This is a genomic window from Saccharothrix sp. ST-888, from assembly GCF_000955975.1.
Lineage (GTDB): Bacteria > Actinomycetota > Actinomycetes > Streptomycetales > Streptomycetaceae > Kitasatospora.
Genome location: NZ_JYJF01000129.1, coordinates 1 through 18,051, shown reverse-complemented (window position 1 = coordinate 18,051; position 18,051 = coordinate 1). Strand labels below are relative to the sequence as shown.

General features: G+C 74.5%; 2 protein-coding genes and 2 pseudogenes. 3 read left to right on the top strand and 1 reads right to left on the bottom strand.

What is annotated here, in order from left to right; genetic code table 11:
* Positions 1-4,207 (top strand): type I polyketide synthase (locus UK12_RS28730; protein WP_045306110.1); only part of this gene is annotated, 4,207 nt, incomplete at its 5' end.
* 151 nt (positions 4,208-4,358) lie between these two features.
* Here UK12_RS28730 and UK12_RS28725 read toward each other — a convergent pair.
* Positions 4,359-7,223, bottom strand: coding sequence for an AAA family ATPase (locus tag UK12_RS28725; protein WP_082120023.1), 2,865 nt, complete (start codon positions 7,221-7,223; stop codon positions 4,359-4,361).
* A gap of 641 nt (positions 7,224-7,864) precedes the next feature.
* Here UK12_RS28725 and UK12_RS28720 point away from each other — a divergent pair.
* A pseudogene (locus UK12_RS28720) lies at positions 7,865-13,315 on the top strand (SDR family NAD(P)-dependent oxidoreductase); the annotation flags it as partial.
* A 14-nt stretch (positions 13,316-13,329) separates the two neighbouring features.
* Positions 13,330-18,051: pseudogene (locus UK12_RS28715) on the top strand (type I polyketide synthase); the annotation flags it as partial.

Here is an 18,051-nt window from a genome sequence, read left to right as displayed (position 1 = left end):
CACGCAGGCGGCTGCGGGTGTGGCGGGTGTGATCAAGATGGTGCAGGCGATGCGGCACGGTGTGCTGCCCAGGACCCTGCACGTGGACGAGCCGTCGACGAAGGTGGACTGGACCGCCGGGGACGTCCGGCTGCTGACCGAGGCGCGGGAGTGGCCGGAGGCGGAGCGTCCGCGCCGGGCCGGGATCTCCTCGTTCGGGATCAGCGGCACCAACGCCCACACCATCATCGAGGCGGTCGCCGAGGAGCCCGCCGAGCCGGCGGACACCACCGCGCCGCTGCTGCCCGTCCTGCTCTCCGGGACCAGCCCGGAGGCGCTCGCGGCCCAGGCGGAGCGGCTCAGGTCCGTGCCGGACGCGCCGATCGCGGACCTCGCCTTCGCACTGGCGACCGGCCGGGCCGCGCTCGGCCACCGGGCCGCCCTGGTCGCCCGCGACCGGGACGAACTCGCCGCCGCGCTGGACACGCTGGCCGCCGGCGGGACGGCACCGGGCGTGCTGCGCGGCAAGCCGGTCGCCGGGAAGCTCGCCTTCCTGTTCACCGGCCAGGGCGCCCAGCGGCCCGGCATGGGACGGGAGCTGTACCAGGAGCACCCGGTGTTCCGAACGGCGCTGGACGAGGTCTGCGCCCAGCTGGACCCGCACCTCGACCGGCCGCTGCGGGAGTTGGTCTTCGACCCGGACTCCGACCTGCTCGACCGGACGGTGTACACCCAGAGCGCCCTGTTCGCCGTCGAGGTGGCCCTCTACCGGCTCGTCGAGTCCTGGGGGCTGAAGCCGGACTTCCTGGCCGGGCACTCGATCGGCGAGCTGACCGCCGCGCACGTCGCGGGCGTGCTCGACCTGCGGGACGCCGCCCGGCTGGTCGCGGCCCGGGGACGCCTCATGCAGGAACTGCCCGCCGGCGGCGCGATGCTGGCCGTCGACGCCACCGAGGAGGAGGTGCTGCCGCACCTCGGCGCCGCCGTCGGCCTCGCCGCCGTCAACGGACCCAACGCCGTCGTGGTGTCCGGCGAGGAGCAGGCGGTGGCCGCGGTCGAGGCCGCGTTCGCGCACCGCAGGACCAAGCGGCTGCGGGTCAGCCACGCGTTCCACTCGCCGCTGATGGACCCGATGCTGACGGAGTTCGAGGAGATCGCGCGGACCCTGCGGTTCGCTCCGCCGACCGTGCCGATCGTCTCCAACCTGACCGGGCGGCGGGCCACCGCCGAAGAGCTGACCTCGCCCGAGTACTGGGTGCGGCACGTCCGCGAGGCCGTCCGGTTCGCCGACGGCATCCGGACCCTGGAGGCCGCCGGCGTACGGACCTTCCTCGAACTGGGCCCCGACGCGGTGCTCTCCACCATGGGGACGCACTGCCTCGCCGACCCCGAGCGCACCGCACTGGTCCCCGCGCTGCGCCGGGACCGGGACGAACCCGTCGCGCTGGCCACCGCGCTGGGCGCGCTCCAGGTGCGCGGCGTCGCGGTCGACTGGGAGCAGGTCTACGCCGGGACCGGCGTGCGCCGGATCGCCCTGCCGACGTACGCCTTCCAGCGTCAGCGGCTCTGGCTCGACGACGGACCGTCGGGTCCGGCCGAGGTGAGCGGCTTCGGCCAGTCGGCCGCCGGCCACCCGCTGCTCGGCGCCGAGCTCAGGCTGGCGGAGAGCGACTCCGTCGCACTCACCGGGCGGCTCTCGCTCAGCACGCACCCCTGGCTGGCCGACCACGCCGTCGCGGACGTGGTCCTGCTGCCGGGCAGCGCGTTCGTGGAGCTCGCGGTCCAGGCCGGTGACCGGGTCGGCAGCGGCCTGGTCGAGGAACTGGCCATCGAGCGGCCGCTGGTCCTGCCCGAGCAGGGCGGGATCCAGCTCCAGGTGGTCACCGGCGCCGACGACGGTTCCGGCCGGCGCCCGGTCACGGTGCACGCGCGCACCGAGGACGCGAACGCGGTGTGGACCAAGCACGCGACCGGCGTACTCGCGCCGTCGGCCGCACCGGAACCTGCGGCCCTCGACGTCTGGCCACCGGCCGGCGCGGTGGCCGTCGACCTGGCCGGCACGTACGACCACCTCGCCGAACAGGGCTACGGCTACGGCCCGTTGTTCCGCTGCCTGCGCGCGGCCTGGCGGCTCGGCGAGGAGGTCTACGCCGAGCTCGCGCTGCCCGAGGACGCCCAGGTGGCCGGGTTCGGCCTGCACCCCGCGCTGCTGGACTCCGCACTGCACGCGATCGATCTGCTGGACGGCCAGGACCCGACGGTGATGACCCTGCCGTTCGCCTGGGAGGGCGTGTCGCTGTACGCGGCGGGCGCCTCGGCCCTGCGGCTGCGGCTCACCCCGCACGGCACCGAGCAGATGGCGCTCCAGCTCTTCGACGTGACCGGCGCGCCGGTCGCCGTGGTCTCCGCGCTGCGGATCAGGCAGGTGTCCGCCGAGCAGCTGAGCGCGGCCGCCCCGGGCGCCGGCGACCTGTTCGAACTGGACTGGGTGCCGGTCCCGACGGCCGCCGGGACGGACCTCCGGCCGGACACCGTGACCTTCGCTCCGGCCGCCGCCACGGATGCTCCGGCCGCCGCCCGGGAGATCGTGCACCGGGCGCTCGGCACGCTCCAGGAGCGCCTCGCCGAGGACTCCGAGGGCGCGCGCCTGGTGGTCGTCACCAGGGGAGCGGTCGCGCTGGACGGCGTGCCCGACCTCGCCCAGGCGGGGATCTGGGGCCTGGTCAGGGCGGCCGCCGTCGAGCACCCCGACCGACTGGTGCTGGTCGACCTCGACGACGACCCCGCCTCCGAAGCCGCCCTGGCGGCGGCGGTGGCCACCGGCGAACCGGAACTGGCGCTGCGGGCGGGCCGGGCGTACGCCCCGAGGCTGGCCGAAGCCACCGCCGACGGCTCCTTCACCGGGCTGGACCCGGCGGGCACCGTGCTCGTCACCGGCGGCACCGGCAGCCTCGGCCGCCTGCTCGCCCGGCACCTGGTCACCCGGCACGGCGTCCGGCACCTGGTGCTGAGCAGCCGCAGCGGCGCGGCGGGCGCACCCGAGCTGCTCGGCGAACTCCGCGAGCTGGGCGCGACCGTGACCGTGGCCGCCTGTGACGCGGCCGACCGCGAGGCACTGGCCGCGCTGCTCGCCGCGATCCCGGCCGGGCACCCGCTGACGGCGGTGGTCCATGCCGCCGGAGTACTGGACGACGGCCTGATCTCGGCACTGACCGGCGACCGGCTGGACGCGGTGCTGCGGCCCAAGGCGGACGCCGCCTGGAACCTGCACGAGCTCACCGCCGGCCTGGACCTGAAGGCGTTCGTGCTGTTCTCCTCGGCCGCCGCCACCCTCGGTGCCGCCGGCCAGGGCAACTACGCGGCCGCCAACGCCTTCCTGGACGCCCTCGCGGCCCGGCGGCGCGCGGCCGGACTCCCTGCCCTCTCGCTGGGCTGGGGCCTGTGGAACACCGGCTCGGGCATGGCCGGCTCGCTCGGCGAGGCCGAGCTGCGACGGCTGGCCAGGGACGGCATCCAGCCGCTGCCGGTCGACCGGGCGCTCGCGCTGTTCGACCGGGCACTGGCGTCGGACCGGTCGCTGCTCCTGCCGATGCGGGTCCACCCGACCGAGCACGCGGCGCCGATGCTGCGGGCCCTCGCCCGGGTGCCGGCCCGCCGGACGGTGCAGGCCGCCCCGGCCGGCACCGGGAGGACCGGGCCCACCGCGCTGCCCGAGCGGCTCGCGGCGCTGCCTGTGGCCGACCGCAGGCAGCTGCTGCTGGAGACCGTGCGGGGTCATGTCGCCGACGTCCTCGGACACTCCGGCGTCGACGCGGTGGACCCGGAGCGGGGCTTCGGCGAGCTCGGGGTGGACTCGCTCTCCGCCCTGGAGCTGCGCAACCGGATCGGCGCCGACACCGGGCTGCGGCTGTCGTCCACGCTGACCTTCGACTACCCGACCCCGGCCGCGATCGCCGACCACCTCTTCGCCGAACTGGGCGGGGACGCGGACGGTGGCGCACCGGACGTCGAGGCCGAGGTCATCCGGCTGGAAGCCCTGCTGGACGCGGCCGCGGTCGACGAGGAGCAGCGCTCCAGGGTGGCCCTGCGGCTGCGCGCGCTGACCGCGCGGTGGACCGGCGACGGCGGCCTGCCGGAAGCCGACCGGGAGGCCGGACCCGAGCTGGGCTCGGCCACCGCGGACGAGCTGTTCGGCATCCTGGACGACGAGCTCGGCAGCTTCAACTGACAGCCGGGTGAAGGGGGTCCGCCCCGCCCCGCCCTGCCCGACCGGGCGGGGCGGACCCCCACCGGGGCCGATCGTGCGATGCGAGAAGGACAGCGGTGCGGGGCTCTGCTCGATCGAGCAGAGCCCCGCACCAAAAGGAGGGACAGTGGAGTCAGAGCGCCAGGCGCTTCCAGAGCGGAAGCAGGTCCTTGGTCAGCACGCCACCGCTCGGGCGGCGGTCGGCTCCGGGACTGTGGTCCGACATGGCCGGGATCTGGTGTTCGAGCACCTTCGACGGCAGTTCGGTCCGACTGGCGACGTTCAACTTGCGGTACACGCGGGTGAGATGCTGCTCGACGGTGCTGACCGTGACATGGATCCGGCTGCTGATCTCGCGGTTGGTGTACCCGAGCGCGGCCAGTGCGGCGACCCGGCCCTCCGCGTCACTGAGGACCGCGGCGCCGTCGGTGTCGGCGGGTGGCGCCTCGCTCCGGGGCGGACCGGCCGGGAGGCTGTCCGTCGGCGACTCGGTGTCGCAGATCCCGGCCTCCTGGGCGGCCTGGCGCGCCACCAGACGTGCTCTGGCGTAGTCGCCGAGCTCGTAGTGGGCGGCGGACAGGTCGGCGAACGCCACGGCGAGCTCCAGGCGGTCGCCGCAGGCCTGCAACAGGTCGATCGACTCGCGCAGCAGCGCCGTGCGGTGCCTGGGCTGGCTGGTGCCGGCCAGGATGCGCAGGGCGATGCCGCGCGGCCGCGAGGCGAGCGTGCTGCGCAGCCCGATCTGCTCCTCGGCCCACTCCTTGGCGACCCGGGTCTTGCCGATCCGCAGGTTGGCCTGGGCGAGATCGTTGCGCCAGGGGACCAGCGGCTGAAGATCGGGGTTCCGGTCGCGCATCAGGTGCCCGCAGGTCTCGAAGTCGTTCAGCGCGGCGAAGGCCCGGTCGGTGGAGAGGTAGTGGTGGCCCCTGGCGCGCAGGTACTGGACCCCGAAGACGGTGTTGAACATGGCGTCGGGCACCTTGCGCCTGAGCAGGTGCGCCGCGGCCTCGTGCCGGCCCATGGCGGTGTTGGCGAAGATCGCCGTGGACAGCGGCATGCCGATGAGCGCGCCCCAGCCCTGCGGGTGCAGCAGGTCGAGGGCCTCGGTGGCCTTGGCCTCCGCGGTGACCACGTCGCCCTGGAGCAGGGCGATCTCCGCCCGGACGCTGCGCAGCAGCGCCTCCCAGGTCCGCGCCCGGCGCTGGACGGCGTCCGCCAGCAGCGCCTCGCACACCTCGACCGCGGTCGCCGTCCGGCCCGAGTAGGCGATGACCAGCAGCGAGACGGCCGTCAGTTCCAGTTTCAGGTCGCTGAGTTGGCCGCTCTGCAGGGCCTCGGTGACATGGGCCACCGACTCGTCGGTGACGTCTCCGCTGACCAGCAGGGCCACCGTGGCCCACAGGGCGCTGACCTTGCCCGCGGTGGCGCGCTCCAGGGTGGCCACCTTGGCGAGGTCGCCGCGGTGGCCCGCCCGGGGTGCGCCGTAGAAGCAGTGCCGGACGAACTCCACCTCGGCCAGGACGTGCGCGTCGACCGGGTCGAGCGAGGCGGCCAGGGCGCTCACGGCCTCGGCGGCCGGGCCGGTGTCGCCCTGCCACAGCATGTGCCGGATGACGGTGGCCGCGTCCCGCGCGTCCAGCGCGTCGTCCAGGACGGCCTGGTGCAGCGGGGTGAGGTGCGGTGCCACGGCCGCCGGGTTCACCCGCCACTCCGCCCGGGCCAGGGCGATGGAGAGGGCGTGCCGCTCCTGCTCGTCCGTGCACTCGCGCAGCGCCAACCGCAGGTAGCCGGTGGACTGTTCGACGTCGTCCGCGGCCAGCGCCTGTTCGGAGGCCAGCCGCAGCACCGACAGCCCCCAGGGTTCGGCGACCTGGTCCGCGGCCATCAGGTGCTCGGTGACGACCGGGGCGGCCGCGCCGTCCAGGTAGAGCAGGCGGGCGATCTCGCCGTGCAGCCGGGCGCGCTCAGCGGGGTCGAGGTCGCTCAACACCGCGTTCGCGGCGGCGGGGTGGCGGAACCGGTAGCCGTCGAGCAGTCCCGTCGAGCTCAGTACCTCGACCACGACCTGCACCGCGTCGGCGCTCGCGGACACCAGCAGCGCGGTGGTCCGGGCGGAGGCGAGCTCGCCGAGCGCGGCCACCGCGCCGGCGACGGCGAGGTGTCTGGGCTCGCCCCGGTGCAGACAGGCGAGCACCGCCTGCCGGTAGGCGATGCTCGCGACGGGCTCGCCGATCTCGGCGCCGAACTGGGTGCCGTCGTCCAGGAGCGCGTGCACCAGCATGGGGTTCCCGGCGGTCGCCCGGTGGTAGGAGGAGCTGATTTCCTTGGGGGGCAGCCGAGTTGTCTGCGCGGCGAGTATCTGCGCGACACCCTGTTCGGAGAGCGGCGCCAGCCGGACCCGGCGGTGCGGTTGGCGGAGGAGCCCGGTGTGGATGAGGAGGTCCGGTAATCCGGACTGCTCCCAGCCGGCGCAGATCACCAGGATCCGCTTGTTCCGGGCCCGCCGGAGCAGGTGGAGCACGGTCTGCAGGGACTGGGGGTCCATGAGGTGGGCATCGTCGATCGCGATGACCAGGGGGCGTTCCGTCGCCAGGTCCAGGACCGGCGTGGACACGCTCCGGATGACGGCTTCCGCGGCGTACTCCGAATCGCCGGGGTCGAGCGGACCTGACACAGTCTCGTCGGCGGTCCTTGACGGGGTGTCACCGTCGGTACCAGGCTGTGCAGGGCGGTCGAGAACCTCTGCGGGAATCTCGGCACTGTGCAGCAGTTGCCTGATGACGCTCATCGGCTGGCCCCGCTCGCACAGGCAGGCGGTGGCGGTGAGCACCCGGGCCCCCGCCTTGGTCGCGGTTTTCGAGAACTCGTGCAGGAGTTCCGTCTTTCCGAGTCCCGGACCGCCGCTGACGATCACGAGCTGCTCGGATCCGTCCACGCATTCGGCATAAGCCTCGCGTAAGAGTTGCAGCTCTCGGTGGCGCTCTAACAGGCGCACCATGACCTCCCCCGTGGTCAGTATTCCTGTAATTGCAAACAGCACTGCAGGATGTTGCTCAAGGTTAGTGCGCCCCCGTGCGGCTCCTCGGAAAGCGCCTGCCTGCCGAGAAGTATTCAGTGAAATGCGGCGGTGAAATCTGCCTGACATGGAAAATTCATGCACATGTCATAATCGGAATTGCCGGACCCTTCCAGCCCTTCGCTCGGAGTGGGTTGCAGGACGGCCCGGTCGAGTCCCGGGGAGCCGGCCCAGGCGCTTCCCAGGCCTACCGGACCCGGCTGGACTGCCTGCACCGATCGCGAACTTATGGCTGTTCAGGGGCACTCCGCCGTGCCCGAGTCCTGAGTTGACGTTATGTTGGGGTCGCCAACGTTGTCAACCGCCGCTTTCCCAGGCCAACGGCCGGTGGTCTGCCTGTGGAGACCCGGTGTGCCAGGTAACCAGGCGTCATCGAACCAATCGATGACGGCATTCGGATGAGTCGGAATAAGCGAGGTCCACCGACCGCCACAGGGGGGACTAGGGGGTGACCCCGACACCCCCTGCTCCCTAGCCTCCCAAAGGCGGGGACATGGACCGAGGAGCCGGGAGCCCGCGTTTCCGAAGGCTTCGATCCCGATCGGATGGCTGCGTTGGCGAACAACGAGGACCGACTGCTCGACTACCTCAGGCGAACCACTTCGGATCTGCGCGAGACGCGGCGCAGGCTGCGCGAGTCCGAGTACCGTGCCCACGAGCCGGTCGCGATCGTGGGCATGGCATGCCGGTATCCGGGTGGCGTCAGCACACCCCAGGAGCTCTGGGACCTGGTGGCGGCCGGCACCGACGCGGTGTCGGACTTCCCCGCCGACCGGGGCTGGGACGTGGAGTCCCTCTACGACCCCGACCCCGGGCGCCCGGGCAAGACCTACGCGCGCAGCGGCGGCTTCCTGCACGACGCCGCCGACTTCGACCCCGACTTCTTCGGCATCTCGCCGCGCGAGGCGCTGGCGATGGATCCGCAGCAACGGCTGCTGCTGGAGACCGCGTTCGAGGCCTTCGAGGACGCGGGCATCGTGCCGGCGGCGCTGCGCGGCAGCCGGACCGGCGTGTTCGTCGGGGTCATGTACAACGACTACGCCACCAGGCTGCAGTCGGTGCCGGACGACCTCGACGGCTATCTGGCCAACGGCAGCGCGGCCAGTGTCGCCTCGGGCCGGGTGGCCTACACCTTCGGCCTGGAGGGGCCGGCCGTCACCGTCGACACGGCCTGCTCGTCCTCGCTGGTGGCGCTGCACTGGGCGGTCCGGGCGCTGCAGTCGGGCGAGTGCACCGTGGCGCTGGCCGGCGGGGTGACCGTGATGTCGACACCCGAGACCTTCGTCGACTTCAGCCGGCAGCGCGGCCTCGCCCCCGACGGCCGCTGCAAGGCCTTCGCCGAGGGTGCCGACGGCACCGGCTGGGGCGAGGGCGCCGGGATGCTGCTGGTCGAGCGGCTCTCCGACGCGCAGCGGCTCGGCCACCGGGTGCTCGCCGTGGTCAGGGGCACCGCGATCAACTCCGACGGCGCCAGCAGCCGGCTGACCGCGCCGAACGGCCCCGCGCAGCAGCGGGTGATCAAGCAGGCGCTGGCGAGCGCGGGTCTGTCCGCAGCGGACGTCGACGCCGTCGAGGCGCACGGCACCGGCACCTCGCTCGGCGACCCGATCGAGGCGCAGGCGCTGCTGGCGGCGTACGGCCAGGACCGTCCCGAAGGGCGGCCGCTCTGGCTCGGCTCGGTCAAGTCGAACCTCGGCCACACCCAGGCCGCGGCCGGCGTGGCCGGCGTGATCAAGATGGTGCAGGCGATGCGGCACGGCGTGCTGCCCAGGACCCTGCACGTCGACCGGCCCTCCGCACAGGTGGACTGGACGGCGGGCGACGTACGGCTGCTGACGCAGGCGCAGGACTGGCCGGAGGCCGGGCGGCCGCGCCGCTCGGCGGTCTCCTCGTTCGGGATCAGCGGGACCAACGCCCATGTGGTGCTCGAACAGGCACCGGCGCCGTCCGACGTGACGGAGCCCGCCGACGCGCCGGCGGCCGCCGGGCAGGACACGGCAGTCGAGCAGGACGGGACGGTTGAGCAGGACGGGACCGCCGCCGCGCCGCGGCCGACCGCGGTGCCGTGGATCCTGTCGGCCCGGACCCCGGAGGCGCTCGCCGAGCAGACCCGCCGCCTGCGGGCCCACCTCGCCGCCCGGCCGGAGCTGGACCCGGCCGACGTCGCCTTCTCGCTCGCCGCCACCCGCTCCTCCTTCGAGCACCGCGCGGTGGTCGTCGGCCAGGACGCCGAGGAGCTGCTGGCCGGCCTGGCCTCGGTGGTGGCCACCCACGCCGGCAGCGGCAGGCTGGCCTTCCTGTTCACCGGCCAGGGCTCGCAACGCCTCGGTATGGGACGTGGGTTGTACCGGGCCTTCCCGGTGTTCGCGGCCGCCTTCGACGAGGTGTGCGCGCTGCTGGACCCGGAGCTGGAGATTCCGCTCGCCCGGGCGATCGAGGCCGAGCCCGAGCTGCTGGACCGCACCGACTACGCCCAGGCGGCGATCTTCGCCGTCGAGGTGGCGCTGTTCCGGCTGCTGGAGTCGCTCGGCGTGCGCCCGGACTACCTGGTCGGCCACTCGGTCGGCGAACTGGCCGCCGCGCACGTGTCCGGCGTGCTGTCGCTGGAGGGCGCGGCCGCGATGGTGCTGGCGCGCGGCGGCTCGATGCGACGGCTGCCCGAGGGCGGCGCGATGGCCGCGATCCGGGCCACCGAGGCCGAGGTGCTGCCGCTGCTCTCCGGGCGGGTCGGCCTGGCGGCGGTCAACGGGCCGCGCTCGGTGGTGGTTTCGGGCGAGGAGGACGCGGTCCTGGCGGTCGCCGCCGGGTTCGGGAAGAGCACCCGGCTCAAGGTCTCGCACGCGTTCCACTCACCGCTGATGGAGCCGATGCAGGCCGAGTTCGCCGAGGTCGCCAAGGCGCAGTCGTACGGTGCGCCGCGCATCCCGATCGTGTCCACGCTGACCGGTGCCCTGGCCGGGGCCGAGGAGCTGGGGTCGCCGGACTACTGGGTGGACCACGTCCGGCAGCCGGTGCGGTTCGAGGCGGCGGTGCGCGCGCTGGACGCCCTGGGCGTCCGCAGGTTCCTGGAACTGGGCCCGGACGCGGTGCTGACCGCGATGGCGCAGGACTGCGTCGCCGCCGAGCCGGTGGCGGCCGCGACCATGCGCCGCGACTGCGCCGAGGAGCGCGAACTGATCGGCGGACTCGGACGGTTGCACGCGCACGGGGTGCCGGTCGACTGGGCGGCGCTGTTCGCCGGCCGCGGGGTGAGCCGGGTCGAGCTGCCGCTCTACCCGTTCCAGCGCAGCAGGCTCTGGCTGGCGGCCACCGCCAGCGGCGGCGACCCGGGCAGCCTGGGGCAGCGGCCGGCCGGCCACCCGCTGCTGGGCGCGGTGACGGAACTGCCCGACTCGGGCGGCCTGCTGCTGACCGGGCGGCTCTCGCTGTCCGCCCAGCCCTGGCTCGCCGACCACGCGGTGCACGGCACGGTGCTCCTCCCGGGCACCGCCCTGGTCGAGCTGGCGGTCCAGGCCGGTGACCGGGTCGGCTGCGCGGCGGTCGAGGAGCTGACGCTCCAGGCGCCGCTGATCCTGCCGGAGCACGGCGCGGTCGCGGTGCAGGTCGCGGTCGGCGCTGACGAGGCCGGGCGGCGCTCCCTCGCGGTGTACTCGCGGCCCGCCGACGCGCCGGACGCGCCGTGGAGCCGCAACGCGAGCGGCGTGCTCGGCTCCGTCGCCGAGGAGCCGGAGTTCGACCTGGGCGTCTGGCCGCCCGAGGGCGCCGAGGCGGTCGAGCTGGGCGACCTCTACCCGAGGCTGGCCGGGGTCGGCTACGGCTACGGCGAGGTGTTCCAGGGGCTGCGCGCGGTCTGGCGGCGGGGCGACGAGCTGTTCGCCGAGGCCGCGCTGCCGGAGCAGGCGCGGGCCACGGCCGCCTCGTTCGGCGTGCACCCGGCCCTGCTGGACGCCGCGCTGCACGTGAACCTGCTCGACCTGGGCGACAACCAGGCGGTGCTGCCGTTCAGCTGGGGCGGCATCTCGCTGCACGCGGGCGGCGCGTCGGTGCTGCGGCTGCGGGTCGCCAGGGCCGGCCAGGACGCGGTGTCGCTGGCGGTCGCGGACGGCACCGGTGCACCGGTCGCCACCGTCCGCACCCTGGTCGCCCGTCCGGTCTCGGCCGGGCAACTGGCCGCCGAACCGGGGGAGTCGCTGTTCCGCGTCGGCCTGGTCCCGGTGCCGGGACCGGCCGAAGCGGACCTCCCGGACGTCGCGGACCTCGCGGTCTGCGGCACCGACGGCCTCGGCCTGGGGGCACCGCTGTACCCGGACCTGGAGTCGGTCCAGGGACCGGTACCCGCCCTGGTGGTGCTGCCGGTGGCGGTACCCGAGGGAACGCCGGACCTGCCGTCGGCGGTGCACGGGACCGTCGGCCGCACCCTGGCCGTCCTGCAGAGCTGGCTCGCCGACCGGCGCTTCGACCGGTCGCGGCTCGCGGTGGTGACCAGGGCCGGTGAGCTCGCGCACGCGCCGCTGGCCGGTCTGGTCCGCGCCGCCGAGGCGGAGAACCCCGGCCGGTTCCTGCTCGTGGACAGCGACGGTACGCCGGGCCTGGCCGCCGCGCTGGCCTGCGGCGAGCCCGAAGTGGCGGTCCGCGACGGCGCGTTGTGGGCGCCGCGGCTGGCCAGGGCGAAGCCGGGGGAGCGGCCGGCCTGGGACACCGGGGCGGCCGTGCTGATCACCGGCGGCACCGGCGGTCTCGGCGGCCTGATCGCCCGCCACCTGGTGACCGCGCACGGCGTCCGCAGGCTGCTGCTGACCAGCCGGCGCGGCGCGGACGCCCCCGGGGCGGCCGAGCTGCGGGCCGAGCTCGAAGGGCTCGGCGCCGAGGTCACCGTCGCCCGCTGCGACGCGGCCGACCGCGGACAACTGGCCGCGCTGCTGGCCGAGTACGAGATCGGCGGGGTCGTGCACGCGGCCGGTGTGGTCGACAACGGGATGCTCGCCACGCTCGGCCCCGAGCAGGTCGAACGGGTGCTGCGGCCGAAGGTCGACGCCGCCTGGAACCTGCACGAGTTCACCAAGGACCGCAGCCTCGCCGCCTTCGTCCTCTTCTCCTCCACCGCCGGCCTGCTGGTCGGCGGCGGCCAGGCCAACTACGCGGCCGCCAACGCCTTCCTGGACGGACTGGCGGCGCACCGCCGGGCCGCCGGACTGCCCGCGGTGTCGATGGCCTGGGGCCTGTGGTCCGAGGTCGGCGGTCTGGCCGACCAGGTGGACGCGGCCGACCTCGAACGCATGCACAGGATGGGCCTGCCGCCGCTGCCCGCCGCGCAGGGCCTGGAACTCTTCGACGCGGCCCTGGACACCGGAGACGCCCTGGTGGTGCCGATGCGGCTGGACGTCGCCGCGGTACGGGCCAGGACCGACGGGGTCCCGACCCTGCTGCGCGGACTGGTCCGCAGCGCGCCGCGCCGGACCGCCGAGGCGGCCCGCGGCTCGGGGACCTCGCCGGCCTCCTGGCAGGAGCGGCTCGCGCCACTGCCGGACGCCGAACGGGACCGGCTGCTGCTGGAGCTGGTGCTGGCCAACGTCGCCGCCGTGCTCGGGCACGCCTCGGCGGAGGCGGTCGACCCGGGACGCGCCTTCCAGGAGATGGGCTTCGACTCGCTGGCCGCCGTGGAACTGCGCAACCTGCTGGGGGCGGCGACCGGGCTCGCCCTCCCGGCGACCCTGGTGTTCGACCAGCCGGCCCCGGCCCAGCTCACCGCGTACCTCAAGGCCGAACTCGTCCCCGGCCCCGCCGACCAGGCCCGGCTGATGGTCGCCGAGGTGGACCGGCTGGAGGCCGCGCTGACCGCGCTGCCCGACCAGGACGGCTCGCACGCCCGCATCACCGCGCGGCTCGAAGCGCTCCTGCGGACCTGGCGCGACACCCACGGCAGTGCGGGTGCCGCCGAGGCACCGGACGCCCTCGACACCGCCACCGATGAAGAACTCTTCGCGACGATCGACAACGAACTTGGAGTCCAGTGATGGTAGAACCGGCCAACGTCGACAGGCTCCGCGACTACCTGAAGCGGGCGACCGGCGAGCTGGAGCGCAGCCGCCGCCGGGTGCGCGAGCTGGAGGAGCGCCACCAGGAGCCGATCGCGATCATCGGGATGGGCTGCCGCTACCCCGGCGGCATCCGCACCCCCGAGGACCTCTGGCAGATCGTCAGCGACGGCACCGACGTGGTGTCGGGCTTCCCGGTGGACCGGGGCTGGGACGTGGAGGCGCTCTACGACCCCGAGCCGGGAAAGCCCGGCAAGAGCTACGTACGGCACGGCGGCTTCCTGCACGACGCCGCCGAGTGCGACCCCGCGTTCTTCGGGATCAGCCCCAAGGACGCGCCCGGCACCGACCCCCAGCAGCGGATGCTGCTGGAGGTCAGCTGGGAGGCGTTCGAGCGGGCCGGGATCGACCCGCTGTCGATGAAGGGCACCCAGACCGGCGTGTTCGTCGGCCTGATGCACCACGACTACGTCGGCGGCACCATCTCGGGCAGCATCGTCTCCGGCCGGATCGCCTACACACTCGGCCTCGAAGGGCCCGCGGTCACCATGGACACCGCGTGCTCCTCCTCGCTGGTCGCCCTGCACGAGGCCTCCCAGGCACTGCGCCGGGGCGAGTGCGAGTTCGCCCTGGTCGGCGGCGCCGCCGTGATGGCGAGCCCGGAGATGTTCCTCGAGTTCAGCGAGCGGCGGGCGCTGTCGCCCGACGGCCGCTGCAAGTCCTTCTCCGAGGACGCCGACGGCGCGGCCTGGGCCGAGGGCGTGGGCGTGCTGCTGGTGGAGCGGCTGTCGGACGCCCGCCGCAAGGGGCACCGGGTGCTCGGGCTGATCCGGGGCAGCGCGATCAACCAGGACGGCGCCTCCAACGGCATGACCGCGCCGAGCGGCCCCGCGCAGATCCGGGTGATCCAGCAGGCCCTGGCCGACGCGCAGCTGTCCCCGAACCAGATCGACGTGGTCGAGGCGCACGGCACCGGCACCAAGCTCGGCGACCCGATCGAGGCGCAGGCGGTCATCGCCGCCTACGGGCAGAACCGCCCGGAGGGCCGGCCGATGTGGCTCGGCTCGATCAAGTCCAACATGGGCCACCCACAGGCCGCCGCCGGGGTGGCGGGCGTGATCAAGATGGTCATGGCGATGCGCCACGGCGTGCTGCCCAAGTCGCTGCACTCCGAGCGCCGCACCCCCGCGGTGGACTGGTCGGCCGGCGACGTCGAGCTGCTGACCGAGGCCCGGCCGTGGCAGACCTACGGCCAGCCGCGCCGCGCCGCCGTCTCCGGCTTCGGGATCAGCGGCACCAACGCGCACACCATCATCGAGGAGGCCCCGGCCGAGTCGGCGGACGAGACGCCGCGCGCGGAACTCCCCGCAGTGCCCTGGGTGCTCTCCGCCAAGACCGCCGACGGGGTGAAGGCCCAGGCGAGCCGGCTGCTCGCCGCCGCGGACGGCCTCGACCCGGTCGACGTCGGCTTCTCGCTGGCCACCACCCGCTCCCTGTTCTCCCACCGTGCCGCGGTGGTCGGCCGAGGCCGCGACGAACTGCTCGACGGGCTGCGCGCGCTGGCCGACGGCCGCGAGGCGCCCACGGTCGCCTCCGGCCCCGGCCGGCTCGCCGTGGTGTTCTCCGGCCAGGGCTCCCAGCGGGTCGGCATGGGACGCGAACTGCACCGGCACTTCCCCGAGTTCGCGCGGGCCTTCGACGAGGTGTGCGCCGAGTTCGACCGGCACCTCGACCGGCCGCTGCGGGACCTGGTCTTCGACAGCGACTCCGAGCTGCTGAACCAGACCGTGTTCACCCAGGCCGGCATCTTCGCCTTCGAGGTCGCGCTCTACCGCCTGCTGGAGTCCTGGGGCATCCGTCCCGACCTGCTCGGCGGGCACTCGATCGGTGAGGTGGTCGCCGCCCACATCGCCGGAGTGCTGTCGCTCGGCGACGCCGTCACGCTGGTGGCCGCGCGCGGCCGGCTCATGCAGGCGCTGCCCGAGGGCGGCGCGATGGTCGCGATCCGGGCCACCGAGGCGGAGGTCGTCCCGCTGCTCACCGAGGGAGCCGGCCTCGCCGCCGTCAACGGCGCCCGCGCGGTCGTCGTCTCGGGCGACGAGGACGCGGTGCTGGCCGTCGCCGCCAACTTCGAGAAGACCACCAGGCTGCGGGTCTCGCACGCGTTCCACTCGCACCGGATGGACGACATGCTGGAGTCCTTCTGGACCGTGCTCAACGGGCTGGACTTCAACGAGCCGCAGCTCCCCGTGGTGTCGAACCTGACCGGCGGGATCACCGACGAGCTGACCTCGCCCGACTACTGGGTCCGCCACGTCCGGGAGGCCGTCAGGTTCCACGACGGCGTCCGCACGCTGGCCGCCGAGGGCGTCACCCGGCTGCTGGAGGTCGGCCCCGACTCGGTGCTCACCGGCCTGGCCCAGGACATCGTCCCCGAGGCGGTCGCGACCCAGCGCCGTGACCAGGGCGAGGCCCAGGCCCTGCTGACCGCCGTCGGCCGACTGCACGTCAGCGGCGTCAGCCCCGACTGGTCCGCGCTGTTCACCGGCGCCCGCCGGGTGGACCTGCCCACCTACCCCTTCCAGCGCAACCGGCACTGGGAGAACGCCCCGTCGATCTCGACGGCGCCCGGCCGGGGCGAGCCGGCCGACGAGGGCGGCGAGTTCTGGAACCTGGTCCGGGAGCAGGACGTCGCCGCGGTCGCCGCCACCCTCGGCGTGGCCGACGAAGCCCCGGTGGCCGCGCTCATCCCGGCCCTGGCCTCCTGGTACGACCAGCGGCAGGCGAACTCCACCGTGGACGGCTGGCGCTACCGGGTCGGCTGGCGCATGCTGCCCGGCTCCGAGGACCGGCTCACCACCGGCCACTGGCTGGTGGTCGTCCCGCAGAGCCTGGCCGGAGACCCGTGGGTCGCAGCCGCGCTGGCGGCGCTCGGCGACCGGGGCCTGGCGACCGACGTGCTGGAGGTGCCCGCCGCCGCCCAGGACCGGGCCCGACTGGCCGGACTGCTCACCGGCCGCACCGCCGTGGACGGCGTGCTCTCCCTGCTGGCACTGGACACCCCGGCCGCCGCCACCGCCGCCCTGGTCCAGGCCCTCGGCGACGCCGGGACCGACGCCAGGCTGTGGGTCGTCACCCGGGACGCGATGGCGCACGAGACCTCGGCCCGGCCCGGCGGCTTCCGCCAGGCGCAGGTCTGGGGACTCGGCCGGGTCGCCGCCCTGGAGCACCCCGAGCGCTGGGGCGGCCTGCTCGACCTGCCGGCCGAGTTCGGCCCGCTCACCTCGGCCCGGCTGGCGGCCGTGCTCACCGGATCCGGTGACGAGGACCAGCTGGTGATCCGCGAGTCCGGGGTCTTCGCCCGCCGCCTGGAGCACGCGCCGGTCCGGCCCGGCACCGCCTGGCAGCCCACCGGCACCGTGCTGGTGACCGGTGCCACCGGCGCGGTCGGCACCCGGGTCGCGCTGTGGCTGGCGGAGCAGGGCGCGGAGCACCTGCTGCTCACCAGCCGGCGCGGCGACCAGGCGCCCGGCGCCGACGAACTGCTGCGGCAGCTGGCGGCGACCGGCACCAAGGCCACCCTCGCCGCCTGCGACGCGGCCGACCGGGACGCCCTCGCCGCGCTGCTCGCCGCGGTGCCCGCCGAGTACCCGCTGACGGCGGTGGTCCACCTGGCCGGCGTGCTGGACGACGGCGTCCTGGACGCGCTCACCCCCGAGCGCTTCACCACCGTGCTGCGGCCCAAGGCGGACGCGGCCTGGAACCTGCACGAGCTCACCGCCGGTCTCGACCTGCGGGCGTTCGTCCTCTTCTCCTCGCTCACCGCCACCGTCGGCGGCGCCGGCCAGGCCAACTACGCGGCCGCCAACGCCTTCCTCGACGGCCTGGCCGAGTACCGGCGGGGCGAGGGCCTGGCCGCCACCTCGATCGCCTGGGGGCTGTGGGGCGGCGGCGGAATGGCCGACCACGGAGCCGTCCGCGACGCGGGCCGTGGGCTCGGTATCGGGGCGATGGACCCCGACCGGGCGCTGACGGCGCTGCGCCGCGCACTGGAGAGCGGCGAGACCACGCTGACCGTGGCCGACGTGGACTGGACCCGGTTCGCGCCCGCCTTCGGATCCACCCGCCGCAGCCCGCTGCTGGCCGACCTGCCCGAGGTCCAGGGCCTGGCGGCGTCCGGCGGCGGCGACACCTCGGTCCCCGACGGCTTCGCGCAGAAGCTGGCCGCGATGACCGGCGGCGAGCGCAAGCGCGCCCTGGTGGAACTGGTCTGCACCCAGGCCGCGACCGTGCTCGGGTACGGCGGCGCGGGCTCGATCGAGCCGAGCACCGCCTTCCGGGACCTCGGCTTCGACTCGCTGACCTCGGTCGACCTGCGCAACCGGCTCAGCACGGCGGCCGGGGTGGCCCTGCCGGCCACGCTGATCTTCGACTACGCCACGCCCACCGCACTGGCCGAGCACCTCGGCACCGAACTGGGCGAGGCCGAGGACGCGTCGGCGGACTCGCTGCTCGCCGAACTGGACCGGCTGGAGGCCAGGTTCGGCGAACTGACGGCCGAGGACATCGAGCAGGGGCGGATCACCGCCCGCCTGCAGGCCATGCTCAACTCACTGGCCGAGACCCTGGCCGCCGGTGACGGCGAGTCGATCGCGGGGCGGCTGGAGAACGCCTCCGCCGACGACATCTTCGCGTTCATCGACAACGAACTCGGC